21 protein-coding genes are annotated in these 21,770 nt (G+C 30.2%); 2 read left to right on the top strand and 19 right to left on the bottom strand.

The window, feature by feature from the left end; translation table 11 throughout:
* Window positions 1-93 precede the first annotated feature (93 nt).
* The 10 genes from L3B96_RS21840 to L3B96_RS21795 all read right to left on the bottom strand — a co-directional run bounded on the left by L3B96_RS21840 (window position 94) and on the right by L3B96_RS21795 (window position 8,738).
* Complete coding sequence (locus tag L3B96_RS21840) at window positions 94-1,107, bottom strand: sensor histidine kinase (RefSeq protein ID WP_238948563.1); 1,014 nt, start codon at window positions 1,105-1,107, stop codon at window positions 94-96.
* Entirely contained in the window at window positions 1,104-1,775 is a 672-nt protein-coding gene (locus L3B96_RS21835) for a response regulator transcription factor (RefSeq protein ID WP_023973148.1), read from the bottom strand. The genes L3B96_RS21840 and L3B96_RS21835 overlap by 4 nt, the downstream gene beginning before the upstream one ends.
* A 368-nt stretch (window positions 1,776-2,143) precedes the next feature.
* Window positions 2,144-2,776 carry an amino acid ABC transporter permease gene (locus tag L3B96_RS21830; protein ID WP_012060327.1) on the bottom strand — a complete coding sequence of 211 codons (633 nt, stop codon included), beginning with the start codon at window positions 2,774-2,776 and terminating at the stop codon, window positions 2,144-2,146.
* Window positions 2,777-2,778: 2 nt separating this feature from the next.
* Complete coding sequence (locus tag L3B96_RS21825; RefSeq protein WP_238948562.1) at window positions 2,779-3,507, bottom strand: amino acid ABC transporter permease; 729 nt, start codon at window positions 3,505-3,507, stop codon at window positions 2,779-2,781.
* On the bottom strand, window positions 3,507-4,319 hold the full coding sequence (locus L3B96_RS21820) for a transporter substrate-binding domain-containing protein (protein WP_012060329.1): 813 nt from the start codon (window positions 4,317-4,319) through the stop codon (window positions 3,507-3,509). Before L3B96_RS21820 ends, L3B96_RS21825 begins: the two co-directional genes overlap by 1 nt.
* Window positions 4,320-4,402: 83 nt before the next feature.
* Entirely contained in the window at window positions 4,403-5,125 is a 723-nt protein-coding gene (locus L3B96_RS21815) for an amino acid ABC transporter ATP-binding protein (RefSeq protein ID WP_077855316.1), read from the bottom strand.
* A gap of 274 nt (window positions 5,126-5,399) precedes the next feature.
* Window positions 5,400-6,290, bottom strand: coding sequence for a response regulator (locus L3B96_RS21810; RefSeq protein ID WP_236896402.1), 891 nt, complete (start codon window positions 6,288-6,290; stop codon window positions 5,400-5,402).
* Window positions 6,291-6,317: 27 nt separating this feature from the next.
* A complete protein-coding gene (locus tag L3B96_RS21805; RefSeq protein ID WP_236896400.1) occupies window positions 6,318-7,562 on the bottom strand; it encodes a sensor histidine kinase in 1,245 nt (414 codons plus the stop codon).
* Window positions 7,563-7,686: 124 nt separating this feature from the next.
* Window positions 7,687-8,007 (bottom strand): AzlD domain-containing protein, encoded by a 321-nt coding sequence (locus L3B96_RS21800; protein ID WP_012060333.1) that lies wholly within the window; start codon window positions 8,005-8,007, stop codon window positions 7,687-7,689.
* Window positions 8,004-8,738, bottom strand: a complete 735-nt coding sequence (locus L3B96_RS21795; RefSeq protein WP_238948561.1) for an AzlC family ABC transporter permease — start codon at window positions 8,736-8,738, stop codon at window positions 8,004-8,006. Before L3B96_RS21795 ends, L3B96_RS21800 begins: the two co-directional genes overlap by 4 nt.
* Before the next feature lie 120 nt (window positions 8,739-8,858).
* Here L3B96_RS21795 and L3B96_RS21790 point away from each other — a divergent pair, with 120 nt between their 5' ends.
* On the top strand, window positions 8,859-9,410 hold the full coding sequence (locus L3B96_RS21790; RefSeq protein WP_017211411.1) for an XRE family transcriptional regulator: 552 nt from the start codon (window positions 8,859-8,861) through the stop codon (window positions 9,408-9,410).
* A 9-nt stretch (window positions 9,411-9,419) separates the two neighbouring features.
* On the opposite strand, the gene L3B96_RS21785 is transcribed toward L3B96_RS21790, so the two are convergent.
* From L3B96_RS21785 to L3B96_RS21745, 9 genes are all read right to left on the bottom strand, one after another.
* Window positions 9,420-10,334, bottom strand: a complete 915-nt coding sequence (locus tag L3B96_RS21785) for an AEC family transporter (RefSeq protein ID WP_017211410.1) — start codon at window positions 10,332-10,334, stop codon at window positions 9,420-9,422.
* Between the two features lie 208 nt (window positions 10,335-10,542).
* The gene (locus L3B96_RS21780; RefSeq protein ID WP_238948560.1) at window positions 10,543-11,022 is read right to left on the bottom strand and encodes an RNA-binding domain-containing protein; all 480 of its coding nucleotides are present in this window, start codon (window positions 11,020-11,022) and stop codon (window positions 10,543-10,545) included.
* 942 nt (window positions 11,023-11,964) lie between these two features.
* On the bottom strand, window positions 11,965-12,723 hold the full coding sequence (locus tag L3B96_RS21775) for a DeoR/GlpR family DNA-binding transcription regulator (protein WP_238948559.1): 759 nt from the start codon (window positions 12,721-12,723) through the stop codon (window positions 11,965-11,967).
* Window positions 12,724-12,990: 267 nt separating this feature from the next.
* Window positions 12,991-13,971 carry an aldo/keto reductase gene (locus tag L3B96_RS21770; protein WP_238948558.1) on the bottom strand — a complete coding sequence of 327 codons (981 nt, stop codon included), beginning with the start codon at window positions 13,969-13,971 and terminating at the stop codon, window positions 12,991-12,993.
* Between the two features lie 32 nt (window positions 13,972-14,003).
* Entirely contained in the window at window positions 14,004-14,978 is a 975-nt protein-coding gene (locus L3B96_RS21765) for a sugar kinase (protein WP_238948557.1), read from the bottom strand.
* 2 nt (window positions 14,979-14,980) lie between these two features.
* Entirely contained in the window at window positions 14,981-15,817 is an 837-nt protein-coding gene (locus L3B96_RS21760) for a ketose-bisphosphate aldolase (protein WP_238948556.1), read from the bottom strand.
* Between the two features lie 34 nt (window positions 15,818-15,851).
* Complete coding sequence (locus L3B96_RS21755) at window positions 15,852-16,895, bottom strand: NAD(P)-dependent alcohol dehydrogenase (RefSeq protein ID WP_238948555.1); 1,044 nt, start codon at window positions 16,893-16,895, stop codon at window positions 15,852-15,854.
* A gap of 76 nt (window positions 16,896-16,971) precedes the next feature.
* A complete protein-coding gene (locus L3B96_RS21750) occupies window positions 16,972-18,351 on the bottom strand; it encodes an MFS transporter (RefSeq protein WP_238948554.1) in 1,380 nt (459 codons plus the stop codon).
* 300 nt (window positions 18,352-18,651) lie between these two features.
* A complete protein-coding gene (locus L3B96_RS21745; protein WP_238948553.1) occupies window positions 18,652-19,725 on the bottom strand; it encodes a zinc-binding dehydrogenase in 1,074 nt (357 codons plus the stop codon).
* 549 nt (window positions 19,726-20,274) lie between these two features.
* On the opposite strand from L3B96_RS21745, the gene L3B96_RS21740 reads away from it, so the two are divergent.
* Window positions 20,275-21,681 (top strand): MFS transporter, encoded by a 1,407-nt coding sequence (locus L3B96_RS21740; RefSeq protein WP_238948552.1) that lies wholly within the window; start codon window positions 20,275-20,277, stop codon window positions 21,679-21,681.
* Window positions 21,682-21,770 lie beyond the last annotated feature (89 nt).

The following is a 21,770-nucleotide window of genomic DNA, read 5'->3' as shown; positions in this document are numbered from 1 at the left end:
AAATTCTGCTAAGCCTATATTAGACTACTCTGGCAATTTACCTACTGAAAAATAATTATGACATTTTGGAATCATTATTTTCTTTCATATGTCTTACTTAAAACTCATAAATCCCCCAATAGGGAATATTATGTTGACTTTAGTTCCTTCGCCAGCTATTGAATCTAAAGTTATCCCGAGTCCTAGCTTTTCACATAGCTTTTTACATAAATACAATCCTATTCCTGTGGACTTTCCATATACTCTTCCATTTTCCCCTGTAAACCCTTTATCAAAGACTCTATTTAAATCATTTTTCGAAATACCTATACCATTATCTTCAATAGTTAATATTATATTCTCTTTACCTTTACTTGTGTAAATTTTCACTTCTCCATTTTTATCTTTACTATATTTTATTGAATTGATAATAATCTGATTTATAATAAACTTTACCCACTTTGGATCCGTAACCACTGCCCCATAAATATTATCAATACTTACTGAAATCTTTTTGCTAATAAAATCACGCCTGTTGTTTCTAATAACCTCCTGAATTATGTTCTTTATTTCAAACTCTTTGACAATATAATCATTCTTAACATCTGTACTTCTCGAGTAATAAAGAGCCTGGTTTATATATTCTTCAATTTTCTTCAGTTCATCTTCCAATGATTTCTTTTCATTAATATTGCTGTTTTCTACAATTAATCTTGCAGATGATATTGGTGTTTTTACCTCATGAACCCAAGTTTCTATGTACTCTCTATACTCTTTTTGAAGATTTTTATAGAAGTTAACATGCTCATGCATATCCCTATTACTATCGCTTAATACTTCATAAATAACTTTTCCTTCATAATAATTTGGACTTTTTATTACCTCAGGTAATAAATACTTTTTATCTAATTTGCCACTAACTCCCACAATATCATCATAGAATTTTTTTTTCACTATAAACTCAATGATTATATAGATTGATAGTGGTAAAAACCAAATAATAAAAACTACAAATAGTATTACAACTGGTGTTTTAGCTATGCTCATTATAGCTGCAAATAAAGAGTATATTATTAGATTAATTATTATGTATGGCAACTTTGAAATAGAATATTCCTTTATATTCATAGTAATATATAACCAATTCCTCTCTTAGTCTCTATTCCATCTTTAAATCCAATTTCCTGAAGTTTTTTTCTTAATCTAGTAACATTCACCGACAAAGTATTATCGTCAATATAAAGATCTGAATTCCATAAATAATCCATTAGATCTTCTCTGCTAACTATGCACTCTTTATTTTTCATAAGGCAAAGTAATATCCTAAATTCATTCTTAGTAAGATCAATCTTTTCATCTCCAAATATCACGCTTCCATTAGAGACATTTAACTTTAAACCATTGTGTTCAACTATCTCAGAAATCGAATTGTTCCCTAGAGTTCTTCTTAATACAGCAGTTATCCTTGCAAGAAGTATTTGCGTATTATATGGCTTTGTTATAAAATCATCCGCTCCAAGATTCATACTCATAATCTCATCCATCTCGCTATCTCTGCTAGTTACTATTATTATAGGTATATTCTTTTCTTTCCTTATTTCCTTACAAATATAATAACCATCATAATATGGAAGATTTATATCTAACAGAATTAAATCCGGTTCATCCTTTAGTGCTACTTTTACTATATTTTCAAAATTAGCTGGTGCATAAGCTTCATAACCATATCTTTTTAAAAACTCTACAAGCTCTTTTTTTATATTCTCATTATCTTCTATTATCATGATTTTAGGCATATACATCCTCCTTAAAATTATTGCTTCATCGTTAATTAAATATAATCTGTAAAATACCTTTAATTTATTATCAAATCTTATTTTAGTTATTTCTAATTCTAGCATAAAATTCCTAATAACAAAAATGTATACTAAGCACTAATTTATTTAGTATAGTTTTCATTATTTGCATACAAATAATAGAAGAGAATAATTTAAATGACTAATTTAAATTATTCTCTAAAATTATATCTCTATTCATTTTAAGGTTTTGACTTATCAGAAAAAACACTTACAAATTTTCTAAAGTTTTAAGTTCATATCTTCACTAGAAATCATAAATCTAGATTTAAAGTTAGACATCTGCAAATCTATTAATTAGGTTATACCTAGTACTCTGTTTTAATTGTTCTAACGCAACACGATATTGTAAAATTTATTATGAAATATGTTGCAGCTATAGCTCCAAACAATAAAAATATCTGGGATGATGAAACAAAACTTCCCATAAGAATCATACCTTTTCCTGTAAATTCTTCTATCCCAACGGCCCATAGAAAAGATGTATCTTTTATTACAGTAATTGATTGGGATAGAACTGTTGGAATGCAGCGCCTAAAGCTTTGAGGTAGTATTATATATCGTAATGTTTGAAACTTCGTAAACCCTTGAGAATATGCTGCCTCATATTGACCTCTACTTACAGAATTCATTCCTCCTCTAAATATTTCCGCCATAACCGCCGAAGTAAATAAAGTAAAAGATAAGATTCCTGAATACATCGGTTTTATTGGAACCAAAAACCTAATAGATAATATCCATAGTAAATTAGGTGTATTTCTAAATGTCTCTATATATATTGTTGCAATTCTCCCCATAATTCCCTTAGAGAAATTTCTTGATATGGCAAGAATTATTCCAAAAAACATACTCAATACAATTGATATAATGGCTATAATTAGGGTTAATTTCATTCCTTGTAAAAGAAACATCATATTTGCTTGATTAAATACACTTGACATTATTATAGCCCTCCCTCTGTTGCAACGGATTGTTCTGTTATAGAATCTTCAATATCAACTAATGCTTTCTTTTTCTCTCTAAGTTCAAGCTTTCTTGAAATCATTGCTAATGGATAACACATTATAAAATATAATGCTCCAGTTATAACATACGCTGGTCCATAGTACATATTGGCACTTGACCAAGAGTCAGCTGTATACATTAGATCTCCACCTGCAATCATAGCTAATACTGAAGTATTCTTTATTAGATTTACCAGTTGATTCGCAAGTGGTGGTATTATAATCTTTACAGTTTGAGGTAATATTATATACCTCATAGTTTGAGTATGAGAAAATCCTTGAGATTTTGCAGCCTCAAATTGTCCTTTTGGTATTGATGTTATACCAGTTCTCACAACTTCTGATATATATGCTCCATGGTATACACCGACTCCAAGTATTCCAATTAAAAACACCGGTAATACCACCTTTATATATGGTAATCCATTAAATAGAAAGAATACCTGAATTACAAGAGGTGTATTCTGAATCACCTCCACATATATTCTATTTATTACCTTAAAAATTTTTGTTTTGCTTGTAGAAAGTACTCCAAAAATAATTCCAAGCATTAAGGCAAGTATAAGCCCTAGTATTGATACTTCAAGTGTTTTTAAGAATCCCTCAAGAAATATATTAAAATCTTTAAAAAGTGCTTCCCACTTAAATATTGCAAAAGGTCCGTTCATTACTTAATATCCCACTTTGCAATTAATTTATCTAGTTCACCTGAACTCTTCATATCATTTATAACTTCATTTACTTCCTTCGCAAGTTCAGTATTATCTTTTTTAGTTGCAATACCATATTCTTGAGGATCATATCTATCATTTAATATTACTGTTGAATCATCAACATAACCATTCAAAATAGATGCATCAACTGCAAAACAATCTATTCTGCCTGAATCTAATGCTGCCTTAAGTTCAGGATATCCACCAAGCTCAGAAAACTTAAGAGTTATTCCTTCCTTTTCTGCTTCTTTTTGAAGCGCAGTTTTAGTTGTAGCACTTTGAGCAACTCCAATAGTCTTTCCATCTAAATCTTTAAGTGAAGACGCACCAAGGCTTTTCTTAACAAGTAATCCAACTCCATCCTTTATATATGGATCTGAAAAATTATAACTCTTTTTTCTTTCATCAGTTATAGTAAATGTAGCAGCAACCATATCTATTTCTCCATTATCAAGAAGTGGTCCTCTTGTTTTAGCTGTAACCCCTTGAAATTCAACTTTACTTTCATCTCCTAATATTTTTTTCGCTATTGCTTTTGATAAATCAATTTCTAAACCTTCCATTTCACCTGTCTGTGGATTTTTGTAACCATATTTAGGTACATCAACTTTTACCCCAACCTTTAATACGCCTCTATCTTTTATTGCTTGTATTTCTTTTGCTTCCGCAGTATTTCCTCCTGTATTTGTTGGTGTTGATGAGCTACATCCAGCCATCATCATACATACACCTAATCCTACCGCTAAAAATAATTTTCTCAATTTCATATATTTATCCCCCTATTTAAATTTTTTTAAAACTTCATAGAAGTTTTCATTAATTATGCGTTATACACTGTGAATTATGTTTCTTATCTTATAATTTTATTTAAGAACGCTTTGGCCCTATCATTCTTAGGATTTGAAAAAAATTCTTCTGGATGAGCCTCTTCAATAATCTGTCCTCCATCCATGAATACAATTCTATCCGCAACTTGCTTTGCAAAACCCATTTCATGAGTTACTACAACCATTGTTATATTTTCCTTAGATAATCCTATTAACACATCCAATACCTCTTGTATCATTTCAGGATCTAACGCCGATGTTGGTTCGTCAAATAACATTATTTTAGGATGCATATTAAGTGCTCTTGCTATCGCTACCCTTTGCTGTTGTCCTCCTGATAATTGATTAGGGTAAGCATCGGCCTTTTCCTTTAATCCCACTTTTTCTAAATACTTCAATCCAGATTCCTCTGCTTCTTTTTTACTTACCTTTTGGAGTTTTATTGGTGCTAAAATAAGATTCTCAAGCACTGTCATATGCGGATATAAGTTAAACTGTTGAAAAACCATTGCAGTAGATTGTCTAACTCTAGCCAAATCTTTTTTCAGACTTAAATCATATTCATCTATGATTACCTTCCCCGAGGTCGGCTCCTCAAGATAATTCATACATCTAATTAAAGTAGATTTTCCTGATCCGCTTGGCCCTATTACAACAAGCTTTTCACCTTCATTTATATTTAAATTCACATTTTTCAAAACATGTATATCTCCAAAGTTCTTGACTATATTCTCTAATTTAATCATTTATTCTCCCCCTATTTTGGCACAATATTAACTCAATAGAAATTAATCAACTTTTTCTTTATTAATTTTTTCAATGATTCTGTTTATCTAATATTTCTATTTCAATAGTAATTTCGACTCTGTAAATTTTGAAATACAAAAAGGAGCCCTGGCATATATACCAAAGCTCCATTGCTTTTTTAAATCTTGATTAAATTATATATTTTTCCATTTCCCTAGTCAATGACTTTTAACATACTGTGTTTTTTGTAGTTTTCTGTAGTTTGTATATGCGTTAACCTAGAATTTTTATTAATATACCCTCAATGAATTTTTTTGTATTTATTTTTCCTTGACTGTATATTGGATTTTTTAAATGCTTGATTTCCTGTTTAACCTGCTTTATCTCAAAAAGTGATGCTGAATATTCCCTATATATGCTATTATCGCTATCTTCACTTCCCAAACTAGCTATTGAATCCATAGCCTTCATAATAGTTCTTCTTATGCGTTGCTCCATAGATCTGCAATTAATAGTTGCTAATGAATCTCCATATAGAACTAGTGCCACATCCATATAAACCTCTTTTAGTTGATAAGGTTTAGATGGATTCATTTTCTTTTTATTAATGATATTCAGTATTACGAGTTTTAATTCTTCTATTCCTGTAGTGCCAATAATGTTAATATCAGAAAATATACGCAATAGCTTTTCTTCTTGAGAATAAATTTCCGCTTCATTCTCAACTTTTTTATCTTTCTCAGTATTTCCCTCAAAAACTACACTTTTAATCATTGATATAGATTTTTCTAATTCAATCTGTTTTTTAGCATTATTAATAATGCTAATTGTTTCAATCATATTAATTGGCTTGTTAATATAAAAAAGTATTCCGCTTTTGTAAGCATTCGAAATCATTTTTCCTTCTTCAACCTGAGATAACATTATAATCTTACCAGTATATCCACTGCTAAATGTCCTTTTCACAATTTCAATTCCATCTACTTCTGGTAGCAGTAAATCAATTAATACGATATCAGGTTTTAATTTTATTATTTGATCTTTGGCACCTTTACCTGTCGTTAAAATGGATAATACTTTTCCGAAGTTATTTTTTTTAATTGCTTGCTCCAATATTTTACATACTGCCATATCATCATCAATAATAACAAACGTTGTTTCCATAAATAGCCCCCTTATTATGAAAATAATTTATATACTAGATAACGGTATTTTCACTAAAAACTTAGTGCCCCTATCAATATCACTTTCAACTTCTATACTTCCTCCCAAATTCTCTAAGAGATTTTTTACATGACATAACCCAATCCCCGTAGACATCGCCCCTGTCTCCTCATTGAATTTTGTTGAAAATCCTATATTAAATATATACGGAAGTACATCTTTATCAATACCTGTCCCATTATCTGAAACATCAAGTAGTAATTCTTTTTGCGAAATTTCCCCAATCACATTTATCATATTATCGCCACTGCATGCCTCAATTGCGTTAATAATTAAATTATTTAGAATAGCAAATATATCATAATATCTTTTTATCGAATAATCTTCTTCTAGCTTGAATTTTATAAATATATTAGAATTTACATTATCTATTTGTCTTTTTGTATTATCAGATATTATGCAGAAAATCTCTGACATAGACATGTACTCCGCCTTCTCAACATTTTGTACTAATTGATTGATTCCTCTAAGAACCCGGTCATTATTTTTACGGATTTCATGAGCATTTTGTGCAAGTGATAACGCCTTAACTGAAAATTCTTCTTTATCCTTATTCATTTCATACAAATTGTAAGCTTCCCTCATTATAGTATTTAAATCATTTGTTGATTTTTGTAAATAAAAAGCCTCCGCATATATTTTTGACACCATTAAATTTAATTCAGCATAACGTTTTTGATGCTCTAGTGTCTTAATATATAATTTTTGATATTTATATATTAAAAAAGCTGAACATTGTATAAATGCTCTAACAAGTGCTGTTACTATAATAACTTTTATAGTTGATATAGAAAACATATTTCTAACAAGTATTTCTGCTGTGTTGCATATTATATCAAAGCTTATTAATGACAAGTATAAATGTATTATAGACTTATTTCTCCTAGTTAGTGGAAATATAGTTCCTAAAATACCATAAATAATATAAAAAATAGCTGCCGGCATAAACTGCATTATAATATCATTTGAATAGTTAGAAGATGACATTAATAATCCAATGCTACGAATAGAGGCAGTTATAGTTCCTGTGATTATTCCGATTAAAACAGGATATATATTTTCCGATATAGAAAATATAAGCCCAATTACAATGACTCCAACTCCCAAAACAAACCTACTATTAAATGGATAAATATATATTTGCGCCAAAATACTGATCAGAACAGAAAATAATACACTATTCTTTAAACAAATCTTAGTTCTCTCTGTCATTTTAATTTTATACATCATTATATTTGTTCCTTCACCATATAATAAAATCCATTATTGCTCTATAATTTATTTATAGAAAATAATACGCTTAGATTATCATCAAGTTAATTCAAGTTTTTACAAATTAAAATATTAATCTTAAAATTGCTATTGAAATAACTCCTGTTAATACTGTTAATAATAAATTATTTTTCTTAAGAGCAATCAGTATTGTTGGTATTGTAGCAAGCAATTCTGGAGATTTTCCTTGAAGTAAAAATTTATTATCGGTAATAAAAAGTTCTGCCACTATTAATGAAGCTAGTATAGATATAGGTATATATGTCAAAAACTCTTCCACTTTCTTATTTAATTTTATCTTTGATAATATAGTTATTGGTAAAACTCTCGGCAACATAGTTACAATACAACCACCTATGATAACACTCCATACATAAGAATTCATTCTTTAATCACCACCCCAATTAAAGCACCAGCAATTGCTGATATAATAACGCCAATACTAGTAGATACATATATTGCACTTACTATTAACACTATTGAAGATACAATAATAATTATTAAAGCTTTTCTTATCTTTATATTTCCTTTTACAGATGAAATTAGCAATCCTATAAACATGGCTGTTAATGCAAAGTCTAACCCTAAAGTCTTATAATCTGGAATAAAACCGCCAATAAGAACGCCAATTCCTGTTGCAAGAATCCAATTTATATATGCAGTAATGTTTAAACCTGTAATCCATAAATTATTAATTTTCTTATTCTTCAATCCCTCTGCTGATGCAACTACAAAAGTTTCATCTGTCAAAAGCAATCCTATAAAAAAGTTTTTTGAGACTGAATTCTCTTTGAAATATGGAGCTACTGATGCACTCATAAACAAATGTCTAAAGTTAACAAAGAAAATGGTAAATATTATACTAGGTATTGGTGAAGATGATAAAATCATGCTTGAAGCTATAAATTGAGATGATCCTCCATATATAAAAGCACTCATTCCCATTGCTTCCCAAACTGTCAAACCACAAGATTTACTCAAAATTCCACATGCAAGCCCTAAACTTATGTACCCAAATATAGTTGGAATACAGTCTTTCACTCCCTGAATAAAATAATACGAATTGTTTTTATTCTTTATTTCTAAAGAATCATTTGGTATTTTCCCCAATTCCATAAAATGCCCCCTTGATACTTTTTGTATAAAAACGTAATATATATTATATGTATTGTACGTTATACTTTATATTACGCTATATCTTACATTTGTACTTTATATTTGTCAAGGAGTGAAAATATGAATTTAAATAATATTATTGCTGGGAATTTAAAAAGATTAAGAAACGAAAGACAATTAAGTTTAAGTAAACTTTCTGATATTTGTGGCGTCAGTAAAGTAATGCTAGGACAAATCGAACGTGGTGAATCTAATCCGACTATTAATACAATATGGAAAATTGCTGGTGGACTTAGGGTTCCATATACATCCCTTATTGATGAGCCAATAAAAAATGATATTTTAATAAAAAAAGAAGATTCTAAGCACCAAGAATCTCCTGATAATAAATATAGAGTTTATTGCTATTTTGCAAGCAATTCAAATAGGAATTTTGAACTTTTTACTGTAGAACTAGATGGCAATAGCACATATGAATCCAATTCTCATGGCGAAAAGACTCAAGAATATATAATAGTTTATGATGGTGAGTTATCTTTAAATGTGGATAATATAACTTATATCCTAACTCCTGGTGATTCCATAGTGTTTGATTCATCCAAGCCACATTCATATACAAACTTGACTAATAGCATGATAAGAATGACTATAATTAACTATTACGTTATATAAGCTAGCCGCTTACCAAATAGCATTTGCCAGATACAAAATTATTGGTATAGTAATCAGTGATAGCAATGTGCTTAGGCCAACCAATTTAGCTCCATACTCATAATCTCCTCCATACATCTGAGAAAACATTGGTACTGTTAGACCTACTGGCGTAGCCATAGCTATTAATACAACTTTTTTTATTTCTATTAAATACGGTGGTAAAAATTTAAATAATATCATTATTATAACTGGAATAACGATAAGTTTTATAAATGCTACAAAGTAAGCATGCTTATCATTAAATAATGTAATTAGTTTTGACTTAGCAATATACGTACCAAGTAAAATCATAGCAATAGGCGTATTGGTTTGTCCAACTAAGTTAAACGCATCATAAAAAAGCTTTGGCAGCTTTACGGGTGAAATAAAAACAAGCAATCCAAATGCCACAGCTATTATTCCAGGATTAAATAAAACACTTTTTAAGGTAATTAAGCTTTTATTATTTGATACTGTATATATTCCATAAGTGTAACTCAGTATATTAAAACAAACTAGGTATGCTGATAAAAAAAACACCTTTTCTATCCCCATTATGCTAGTAACTAGTGGGATTCCAATAAATCCCGCATTTGCAAATCCGATTGCAAATTTATCTATTCTCTGATCTTTCTTAAAGACAATTTTACCCACAAAAAAGCCTATTAACATTGCACATAACGAAATAAAAAAAGAAATTCCTAGCTCCTTTAACTTATCTATAGAAAATTCCATTTGATACCGCGTTAACATAATCATCGGATTAATAACCCAAACTAAAAGATTAGATATTTGTTTGGCTCCATCTTCATTAATTAATTTTTTGCGGTAGACTATAAAGCCAATTGCCATCAATATATACATGATGCTCACTTGTCCAACTATTGTAAAAATAATCTCCATAATATTTTATCCTTCCGTTCTAAAAATAACTTTAAATACATACGTCTCTATATGATAATTAATTATAAACTAAATCCTTCCTTCTGATAAAATATTATATCAATTAACTATAGAGCATGTAATATTCCAGCTATATCATAATGCTTATCCATCACTAATTGAATACGAGCATTATTTACACTACCTTCTAAATATGTTGTTGCAAGTATTAATACCTCATCTTTGTTAATTCAATAAATTCTTTAATATCAAATGCATTCCAAGGATGATCTGGATTTCCAAAACGATAATCTCCCTCTGCATTACGCTTATAGGTTCCTTTGTATTGATTTTCATTTAAATATATTGGTCGTTCTCTATAATTAGCTCTAGGCACATTTATAATTAAAACATTCATTCCTTCAAGAATTTCAGTTAACTTTGTGCTTCCATTTATAGTATTCCAAAAATCCTGTATCCTTTTATCAACATTCTTAACGCCTTGAACTTCGAATGTACCCTTTCCTTTATTCTCCTTTATTCCCAAAATTATTATTCCACCATTTATATTCGCCATAGCAGAATAACTTTTCCACAAAGAATTAGGAATTTTATTTTCTCCTTCTTTACATTCTACATCAACAGTTTCACAAATTTTCAATATCTCCAGTGATTCTATATCAGTGATTTTAGCGCTCACCTTCTTCATATTCAAATAAAAAATTTATATTTTAATTTAATCACTTTATCTTTTCCATATTATTGTAATTCACCATTTTATTATATTAATATATTTTAGTTTTGTAATTGAATTATATACTAAGCCGCTATTATCTAAAAGTTTGATATAATTTTTAGATTTCATGAGAACAGACTAGATTTTTTCATCAAAATATCTAACTACAAGCATTACAAAACACACCTTATGTTGGACACTAGTTTCAATGCGAGGCGTGTATTGAAGAGTTTCATTAAATTATAACTTAACGTATTTTATTATACCTATTTTTTATTGGAAATAAATCAAACATTAGATAAAAAATATTATATCCTTATATGTTATATTTTACTGATGGTCAGAAGAAGGGCAGAATGATGATATCCTTCAAAGTAAATTCAGTACAAAGTTTGATTGTTATGCGAATTATTCGATTATACTAATAAAAATGGATATTGTTTTATCTATTTAGCAATAACCATACTTAATATTATATAATCAAAGATTTCATTATACAAAGGTGCAAATACACTATAAGCTATATGATAAAATTATAATTAAATTGTGTTCTCAAAAATAAATGAACAGCTAAATTCACTATTATCTTGCTTCCATTCAATTGATATAGATAAGAACGTGGATTTTTCATACGCATTTAACTATCTACTGAACTATAAATAAACTTAAATTCTATGTTGATATAAAAAAACGTGGTTAAAGTACAATCATTTTGCCGCCTTTTTGAAATTAGAAATAAATACTCATAGTAATCTGACACTTATTTAAAGGATAATCTCAAAAAGAGTAAGCATATAAATAATAATTTTTTCATTAAAGCAATCATCTTAGTTAAATTAAAATAACATTTTTTATAATGTCCTTTAATAATGATACATTTTATTGTAAAATTCCATTATGATTATATAGTCTTCATTAATAAATCACTTGAATTTCATTTTCTTCAAAAAAATTCATCCATATATCATCTGGACATCTGTCAGTAACGATATAATCAATATTTTTAAAATCTACAAGTTGCATAAATGCACTTCGATCAAACTTTGTATGGTCTACTAAAAGCGCAACTTCTGATGCTTGTTTAACCAAAACTTTTTTAAATTCAACTTCCACTTCATTAGAGTCTAGGGCACCTTTTTCCTTATCTAGTCCTTTACAACTCATTAATAAAATGTCAACATTATACCTTTTTATCATATCTTTAGCCATACTACCCTGTAATGATAATGAATCCTTATTGAATATTCCGCCAGTTGAAACTATTGTTAATTCCGATTGAGTGAATTCTCGTAGAACCTCCGTAGAATTTGTCAGTAATACAACATCCTTCCTATCTCTTATTAATTTCAAAGTTTCAATTACAGTTGAACTTGAATCCGCTGCTATAGTAGTTTTATCTTTTAGTAACTCCATTGCCTTAATAGCAATCTTTTGTTTTTCTTCCAAATTAATAGTAGCTCTATTATAAAAGTTTATACCATCAAAAGAACCTTTTGTGTTTAGTACTGCTCCACCATATGTACGCGTTACTATCCCTTCTGATTCTAATCTTTCCAAATCTCTGCGAATTGTTTCTTCAGTGACATCAAGCTTATCACTTAATTCTGAAACAAGAACTTTTTTATTATTTGTTACTAGCTGCTTAATAATATCTAGTCTTTCTTTAGCTCTCATAATAACTTCCTTTCCATCTTAATCCTAACAATTTAAGTATTATAAATCTACATAATACTTTTATTTTATATTATATCACACAAACAAAGATTTTTGAAAGTTTTTTTTTGTGAAATAGACTTATTTTGTTTGAATTACAAATTTAATGCCCTTATTTAACATATTTTATATAAAAAAACACGAACTTAGTAGTATATGAATATTTAATAAAGACAACTACTAAGTCCGTGTATTTATATAATTAGTTAATTAGGAACGTTGTTTCCATTACTTATCAATAGCTTCAGCCATATCACGCATCTTTTGTATATCTTCTTTAGATAATTGGATCTCAATTGATTTTACATTTTCCTTAATTTGCTCTACTGTATTTGCTCCACTTAATAAATTAACAAAATCACCTTGAGCTAATATCCATGCCAGTGCTAAATTTGCAATTGTACAATTGTATTTCTCGCAAAGTTGTTTCCATGCATCCATCATATCCATTGCCTTTTGCATATTTTCAGATTGAAACCATTTTTTGTTACATTGAGCACCTACTGGAACATAATCTCTTGGTAAGCATCCACTTAATAAGCCTTGTTCTAGCGGTGAATATGCTTGAATTGTGATATTATTTTCTTTACAAATAGGAATTAACTCCTTTTCAATTTCACGATCAAGTATACTATATTTTGCTTGTACAATATCTAACTCACCGTATTTTAAATATTCTTTGATATGCTCTATTGTAGCATTCGCAGCGCCAATTGCTTTTATTTTTCCTTCTGCTTTTAGCTCATTTAAAACTTCCATTGTTTCAGAAATTGGTGTAAAGTATGGTTCTACAGATTGCCAGTGAGTCATATAAACATCAACATAATCAATTCCCATACGCTCTAAGCTTAACTCTATTTCTTCACGAATTGATTCTTTAGATAAATTTTTATATAACTGCGTATCTCCAACTTTATTAAATAAACTTCCTTCTCTAGTCCATACAATACCGCATTTTGTAATTATAACAAAATCTTCACGCTTAATCCCTTGAAGTGCTTTACCTAAAATCACTTCACTATTTCCAAAATTGTAACCTGGAGCTGTATCTACTAAATTAACTCCTAATTTAGGACACTCACGTATTGTGTTAATAGAAGTTTGGAGATCTTTATCTCCGCCCCATGCTGGCCCTCCTCCAATTGACCATGTTCCAAGTCCCATTCTCGAAATGTCTATTCCAGTCTTTCCTAATTTCATTGTATTCATTTTTATAATCAACCTGCCTTTCAAACTGTAATTTATTTAGTATGATTAATACTATTTTTCCTTTTGGTATACTGCCAAAGCTTTTCTACCTGCTCTCTATTTTGTACTCCTGTAGTAGCACCTACACTCTGTACTGAAATAGCTGCAGTAACATTTGCAAATTCTGCACATTCTTTTAATGTCTTTCCATCCAGTATACCTGTAATAAATCCAGAAGCAAAATTATCTCCAGCTCCAATTGTGTCAATGGCTTTAATATTTTTACAGGCAGGAATCTCTAAGGTCTGTTTATTATTTTTAATATAACAGCCTTTTTTACCTGTTTTTATAACAACATTTTTTACTCCACATCCTAAGAAAATATCTGCTATTTCGTTAATATCTGTTTTTCCAGTTATTATAGATGCTTCATCATAATTAGGGAAGAAATAATCTACATAACTAAGTGCTTCTCCAATATCCTCTAAAGTCTCACATAACCTAGCTTTAATCATATCTGCACAGATAATCATATTATTTCTCTTTGCTTCTTGAAATATTTTTACTAAAGCTGTACCATCTAACAATGGATTATTAAAAATACTTGCTAAAGATAATAAACGAGCATCTTTAAACCTATCGAAATCTACATCTTCAATAGTCATTTTCCACAAGCTTCCATTTCTATTGGTAACAAAGGTTCTTTCTCCATCTTCTGTTACTAATCCTACATTGATTGAAGTATCAATATTTTCATCAATATGCATACTCTTTACATCAATATTGTCTTTTTCACATGCTTCTAAAATAAAGTTTCCTACTGCATCTTTACCAATTCTACTCATTAGTGCTACTTTGTGACCTAAACGAGATATAATTGTTGCTTCATTAATGGCATCTCCACCAATAGTCATGGATATCTTATTTAATGGATAAGATTCTATATCAAATATGTTTTTACTAACAGGCTGTAGTGGAATATCTACAATTGCAGCTCCAATACATATGACATCCAATTTTTCGCTCAATTTTACTCCGCCTTTCCATCAGTTCCAAATAATTTAATTTTTTCTAATGCTCTTTGCTTAACTGCTGCACGAACTGCTCTTTCTAATTGTAAAAATGGTTCATTTTGATTTGCAACAACAGCTTCCATTGCAGCCTGACAAAGTTCAGTATGAATGTTAATTTTTGTAATACCAAGGGAAATTGCTTTTCTAATATCTTCATCACCAATACCTGAAGCACCATGCAATACTAAAGGAACAGAAACTGCATCTCTAACTTTCTCTACTACTTCAAAGTTTAATTTAGGTTCTGAAGTATATACTCCATGTTGGTTTCCAATTGCAACTGCTAGAGAATCACAACCAGTTCTTTCTACAAATTCAGCAGCTTGACTAGGATCTGTATATTTATATGAAGCAAGAGCTTCTTCATATACAGTTTCATTTCCAACATGACCCAATTCTGCTTCAACTGGAATTCCAAGTGGGTGGAAGTAATCTACAACTTCTTTTGTTAACCTTATATTTTCTTCAAAATCACATGCAGATGCATCTCTCATAACAGAATTCATTCCATGATTATATGCATTTTGTACAATTTCCATACTACGTCCATGATCCCAGTGAGTAATAACTGGTACTGTTGCTTTTTTCGCCATAGAAACCATCATTTCAGAGAAATCTTCAAAAGATGTATTTCCTACAAAGCCTGTCCCAAAAGATATAATAATTGGAGCCTTTGCTTCTTCGGCCGCATCTATAGCCCCCATAAGCATCTCTGCATTCCATACATTGAAATGTGGAATTGCATAGCCACCTTCTTTTGCTTTATTTTCCCAATATTTAATATCTGCTAACATAATTTTATTCTCCTTTTCATTCTTTAATTTTTTTCTAATTATTTATTTTTATAACACCTTTGATAATATCTTGTTTACAATTAACAGATTCATCAAATGCCCGTTGCACCTCTTTATAGTCGTAAATGTGAGTAACCATTGATATTACATCAATACCACCCGATGAAATTGCTTCTATAGTAGTTGGATAACGATTTGCATAGCGGAACACAGTCTGAATTGTTACTTCTCTATTAATTTTCAAGAAATTAATTGGAGTTTCACCTGGAATAGTACCTACAATCATTATTTTCCCACCACGTACTACTAAAAGTGGTGCTTGTTTTGCTGTTATTTGTGATCCGGCTGTTTCAAATACAATATCTGCTCCTAAATCACCAAGAATCTCTTTGCACCTTGCAACTGTATCTTCTTCTAGTCCATTAACAACCTCCATTGCCCCAAGTTTCTTTGCTAGTTCTAATCTTTTAGGTAAAACATCTACTACTACAATTTCTGTCGCACCCATAGCTTTACAAGCTTGTAAAGTCATTAGACCAATGCAGCCTGCACCAAGAATGATAATTTTTTTACCTAACTTTGCACCTGCCTCCATTGCTGCATGCATACCAACTGCTGTTGGTTCAACCAATGCCCCTTCCATTGTTGACATATTATCAGGAAGCTTATATACAAAACTTTCAGGATGGCATAAATAATTTGTCAAAGCACCTCTATAATTAGGCTGAGTCGCCATAAAATCTACATCCGGGCAAATATTATATTTACCTTCTAAGCAAAAACGACATTTCCCACAAGGAACTCCAGGCTCAATACAAACTTTATCTCCTACTTTGAACTTAGTTACTTTAGTACCAATTCCTACAACTTCACCAGCACACTCATGTCCTAATCCAATCTTTTGATTTGGGTCTGATGGTGGTATAAATGGTCCAGATTCAAATCCATGCACATCTGATCCACAGATTCCCACATACTCTACTTTAATTAATACTTCATCTTCTTTTGGAACAGGCATTGGAGCTTCTTTTATCTCCATTGTTCCAGGGACAACTAAAATTGCTTCTGTATTTTTCACTTATCTCAAATCCTTTCTGTCACATTTTGATGGATGGTTTGTCGTATATTAGAACAAACCCATTACAACATATTTATTATTCTGCAATAGAACCTATTTCTTCAACTGAAGCTTTTCTACTGTCAATACCTAAAAATCCTATTGCTAATGCTGCAATAATAGCTACTGCACCTAATAGAGTAAATACTCCTTTTACTCCAGCACTTGTTAATAATGCTGCTACAGCATATGGTGTTAAAATACCACTAATACGTCCAATTGAGTTAGCAAGACCTGAACCACGTAATTTTGCTTCAGTAGGCCAAATTTCAGGAACATATACAGCCGATGCATAACAAACGTACATATAAACAATCGTAATTAAGAAAAATCCAATAATACTAATTATAGTCATATCAGTTTGTAAAGAATAAATATATCCAAGTACCGCCATACATACTAATAATCCAATACCCATTACTTTACGTGGAACTTTATCCATTACAATTGCTGCAATAAATACACCAAGTGGGGCTCCAAACATACTCATTGTATTCATAAGTACAGACTTTTTAATATCAACACCTTGTTGAAGAAAAATTGTAGGTAACCAATTAATCAATGTATATTGAATAACATTCATTGCAATTAATACAAACGCACCAAGAATAACTCTTTTTAATAATTCCCCTTTAAATAAATGAGAATATGGAATAACTTTTTCCTTTGCCTTTTCCGCAGGTATCTCTTCAACAGGAGCTAATTTTTGACCTGTCTTACGTTCCACTTCTGCTTCAATTGCTGACATTAATTTTTCTGCTTCTTCATATCTGCCTTGTGACTCTAACCAACGTGGAGATTCTGGGAATTTTGCATTTACAAAAAAGAAAAGGATAATTGAAAGTATAGCTGGAATTGCAAACATTAATCTCCAACTCATATCTGGCGCAACAAGAGGTGTAATAACCATTGAAATCAATGATGAAATTGGATACGCCCAGTTTCCAAGAAATGAGTTTCTTCCAGACCATGTACCACGGCTATCCCCTGGTACATACTCCGTAAATCCTGCAAATAATGTTACAAGTAATGCACCAAGACCAAAGCCCATTAAGAAACGACATACTATAATAAATGTCATACTTGGTGCACAAGCTGCAGCAATCATTGGAATAATATATAGTATCATGCATATCCTATATCCATTTCTACGTCCAAACTTATCACCAATAATTCCGCCTAAAATTGATCCCAAAAACATACCAGCAGTTGTCAAAGAAGAAAATATAGCACTTGTAGAATTATCTGTCCACCCAAGAACTTTTAACTGTGCTAGAATTATCCCCCCAACACTATTAATCATTCCTCCAAACAATAATCCTAATCCAACTAAAGAAAACATTTGCCAGTGCCAAGAAGAACTAGGGAGACGATCAAGCCTTGCACCACAATTTGGTTTTGCCACTTTACTATTCATAATATAAAATCCTCCAAACATAATTACTTTACAAATGATTAGTTATGAATTTACTATTTTGATAAACCACAACATTAGTAACGATATCTTTTTTATGAGTTTCTATTATTTATTGTTCATAATGTATTAAGTAAGTTAATTTCCCTAAAATATGAGTATCTAAAAAAACTTTTATAGTAAAACAAATCAGATTTTATAAGATTAAAGTATTAATTTCTCTTTATTTCAGAAATTTAGTAAGTCCCACCGGTCTAACCGGTGGTATTTTCTATATAATAAATTATTGCTGTAATTATTTTATTAATCGCAGTCATAGTGCATTATAACTTTTATTGCATCCTTATTTGCCATTGCTTCAAAACCTTTTTCCCATTCAGAAAGACCGATTCTATGAGTAATTAATGGTTGAACTTTAATTTGACCACTTTCTAAAAGGCGAATCGCATTTCTCCAAGATGTTGTATCATATCCCATATGACCAATAATGCTAATTGCATTTACTGTAATATCATTTATTGAAAATTCCATTGGTTTGAATCCCATTCCTACACGGACAACTTCACCATTTGGTCTAAGCATCTCAATAGCTTGTTTTAATGCAATGTTAGCACCTGAACATTCAACAACTAAACCAAGATTGTCTCTACCACAAATTTCTCTACATCTTTTAACAACATCTTCTGTAGATCCATTTACTACATGAGTAGCACCTAATTCTTTTGCAACTCCAAAACGGACTTTAGTATCATCTTCTAATCCAACAACAACAATGTTAACTGCTCCCATAATTTTAGCAATTTGCACTGAAAATAATCCTAATGGACCAGTACCAAACACAACTACATCTTGTCCAGGAAGAAGTTTAGATCTTTGAGCTATAGCTTTATATGCATTACATATTGGATCAAGTACTGCTGCTTCTTCATATTTAATGTTCTCTGGAATTTCCCAAATAGCATGTTTGTGTATTCTTAAAATTTCTCCAGGAATTACACAATATTTAGTAAAACCTCCACCCCATCTATTATTGTCTAATCCTAAATTAACTTTTTCAGGACATGTAATAAAATCTCCTGATTCACAAGATGGACAGGTCCCACATACATGACCAGTATTATCAGAAACTATTCTTTGGCCAACCTTCCAATCCTTAACATCTTTCCCCACTTTAACAATGTCTCCTGCAAACTCATGTCCACGGATTGAATTAAATTCATCTGATCCATTTTCAACTTTGAAATGCTTCATATCTGCACCACAAATTGCTGCTGCTTTAATTTCTACAATAATATCTTCATCTCCACATTTTGGTTCTGGAACATCAATAAATCTGTATCCCCCAAATTTTTTACCATACCTTGCTAATGCTTTCATAACTAATTCCTCCTAAAATTATATTGCAATTAGCTAAGTTAATATTTACAGTATCTTAAACTTAACTAATTCCTATTTTTATTATTTTGTTTCAGAAAAATTATTTTTGAAACAGTTTACAAATATCATGATACATTCAAATTTATTAATTGTCAACAAAATAATATTTGTTTCAGACATTTTTTTATTGAAACTCACATTTTATAGTGTTTCAAAATATGTATTCATTTGTAATCATTCATAAATTAGCGTGTAAATTAAATAGTTAATGCTTACTTTACAAGTTTATATACAGAATTAATAACTGAAATAGCCCAATTATATGCGCAATTATTCCTTTTAACATTATTCAATAAACAAATCTTAAAAAACAATATTTTTCTTTTAAAACAAACATTTATTATTGACATTAAACAAAAAATATACTATTTTATATACTAGAGGTGCTTATTGTAAAGGTATACTTTTTTTAATAAATGAGATTATTAAAAAAAACTAATAACATTTATACTTCTATATTTTTTTAATACAATTTAGGGAGGAATTTATATGGACATACAAAATCTTATTGGTGCCAGAATTGATCGTTTACCTACATCAAAATGGCATTATAAAATTTTCTGGTTGATTGGATTGGGTTTATTAATAGACGGCGTTGATAATTATTTAGGTGGAATCGTTTTAGCTCAATTGGTAAAAAATGGTTGGTCAAATAACTATTTAAATGCAATGTTTACTTCTTGTACCATGGCTGGGCTTTTCCTAGGTTCTCTATTTGCAGGTTTTTCTGGTGATCATCTAGGAAGAAAATTTGCTTACCAAATTAACCTACTTATATTTGGTCTCGCTTCAATAGCATCAGCATTTGTAACTAATATGACTATGCTTATTGTACTACGTGGACTCGCAGGTATTGGATTAGGTGCTGAGATCGTTGCTGGGTTTGCTACATTTACCGAATTTATTTCTGCAAAGAATCGCGGTAAATGGTCCGCTACATTATCATTAGTCGGTAACTGTGCACCTCCATTAGCTACTTTAATTGGTCTTTTGGTAATGCCAGTTTTAGGTCCTAATTATGGTTGGCGTGCAATGTTCCTCATTTGTGGACTTTGTGCATTGGCTCTATGGTTTGCAAGACACAATGTTCCCGAATCACCACGATGGTATGCCTCATGTGGACTTAATGATAAAGCTGATAAAATACTTTCTGAAATTGAAAAACAAATAGAATTTGAAAAAGGAATCAAACTACCACCAGTAAATGGACAAACTGTTGAAAAATCTTCTGAGGAATCTTCTGATAAACAAAAGATACCTTTTACAAGTTTATTTAAAGGTTTTCTATTAAAAAGAACAATTCTTGGAAGTTTTGTGCTTATAGGAATGAATACAGCACTTTATAGTATTACTACTTGGATTCCAACAATATTTGTGTCATCTGGTATAAATATCACCAAGTCTATTCTTATGACTACCCTTATTATGTTTGGTGCTCCACTAGGAGTATTTATTACAACACGAATAATAGACAAATTTTCTCGTAAGTGGATGGGAGTTATACTGTTACTTTTAATTTCTGTTTTAGGTTATATTTACTCAATTCAACGCTCAGAAGTAATGATTGTTATACTAGGGTTTTCATTAATCGTTTTTCTTTATATGTATGTGTGTTTTGCATCTGCAGTTTATGTTCCTGAACTATGGCCCACTGAAATTCGTCTCAGGGGTTCCGGAATATGTAATGCCATTGGAAGAGTTGTAACAATTTTCACACCATTTGGAGTAGCATGGCTTATGACTAATTATGGATCTATTGCGGTTTTTATCGTTCTTGGAACAGTTCTTATTTTTGTAGCTTTTATTATTGCCACTATTGGTATTGAAACTAGACAAAAATCAATCGAAGAAATAAGTTCAGGAGTAAATAACATATCGAAAAAGTCTTTTAAATAATTATGTTTAAATCACAAAAGGCTGTAAATAAATTTCTCGTGTACAATACAAAAATGAAGATAATTTATATTAAATTCATTTTTAAAAAT

The organism is Clostridium sp. YIM B02569, assembly GCF_022320765.1.
Taxonomy (GTDB): Bacteria; Bacillota; Clostridia; order Clostridiales; family Clostridiaceae; genus Clostridium; species Clostridium beijerinckii.
Note: the sequence above shows the minus strand (reverse complement) of the source record. Positions and strands in the feature narration are given on the sequence as shown.

Coding starts and splice junctions, on each gene's coding strand:
- L3B96_RS21825 (WP_238948562.1), bottom strand. CDS start 3,507: ATGAACGGACCTTTTGCAATATTTAAGTGGGAAGCACTTTTTAAAGAT.
- L3B96_RS21745 (WP_238948553.1), bottom strand. CDS start 19,725: ATGAAAGCATTAGCAAGGTATGGTAAAAAATTTGGGGGATACAGATTT.
- L3B96_RS21760 (WP_238948556.1), bottom strand. CDS start 15,817: ATGTTAGCAGATATTAAATATTGGGAAAATAAAGCAAAAGAAGGTGGC.
- L3B96_RS21835 (WP_023973148.1), bottom strand. CDS start 1,775: ATGCCTAAAATCATGATAATAGAAGATAATGAGAATATAAAAAAAGAG.
- L3B96_RS21795 (WP_238948561.1), bottom strand. CDS start 8,738: ATGGAATTGGGGAAAATACCAAATGATTCTTTAGAAATAAAGAATAAA.
- L3B96_RS21840 (WP_238948563.1), bottom strand. CDS start 1,107: ATGAATATAAAGGAATATTCTATTTCAAAGTTGCCATACATAATAATT.
- L3B96_RS21830 (WP_012060327.1), bottom strand. CDS start 2,776: ATGTCAAGTGTATTTAATCAAGCAAATATGATGTTTCTTTTACAAGGA.
- L3B96_RS21810 (WP_236896402.1), bottom strand. CDS start 6,290: ATGGAAACAACGTTTGTTATTATTGATGATGATATGGCAGTATGTAAA.
- L3B96_RS21815 (WP_077855316.1), bottom strand. CDS start 5,125: ATGATTAAATTAGAGAATATAGTCAAGAACTTTGGAGATATACATGTT.
- L3B96_RS21740 (WP_238948552.1), top strand. CDS start 20,275: ATGGACATACAAAATCTTATTGGTGCCAGAATTGATCGTTTACCTACA.
- L3B96_RS21800 (WP_012060333.1), bottom strand. CDS start 8,007: ATGAATTCTTATGTATGGAGTGTTATCATAGGTGGTTGTATTGTAACT.
- L3B96_RS21780 (WP_238948560.1), bottom strand. CDS start 11,022: ATGAAGAAGGTGAGCGCTAAAATCACTGATATAGAATCACTGGAGATA.
- L3B96_RS21805 (WP_236896400.1), bottom strand. CDS start 7,562: ATGACAGAGAGAACTAAGATTTGTTTAAAGAATAGTGTATTATTTTCT.
- L3B96_RS21750 (WP_238948554.1), bottom strand. CDS start 18,351: ATGAATAGTAAAGTGGCAAAACCAAATTGTGGTGCAAGGCTTGATCGT.
- L3B96_RS21770 (WP_238948558.1), bottom strand. CDS start 13,971: ATGAATACAATGAAATTAGGAAAGACTGGAATAGACATTTCGAGAATG.
- L3B96_RS21785 (WP_017211410.1), bottom strand. CDS start 10,334: ATGGAGATTATTTTTACAATAGTTGGACAAGTGAGCATCATGTATATA.
- L3B96_RS21775 (WP_238948559.1), bottom strand. CDS start 12,723: ATGAGAGCTAAAGAAAGACTAGATATTATTAAGCAGCTAGTAACAAAT.
- L3B96_RS21790 (WP_017211411.1), top strand. CDS start 8,859: ATGAATTTAAATAATATTATTGCTGGGAATTTAAAAAGATTAAGAAAC.
- L3B96_RS21820 (WP_012060329.1), bottom strand. CDS start 4,319: ATGAAATTGAGAAAATTATTTTTAGCGGTAGGATTAGGTGTATGTATG.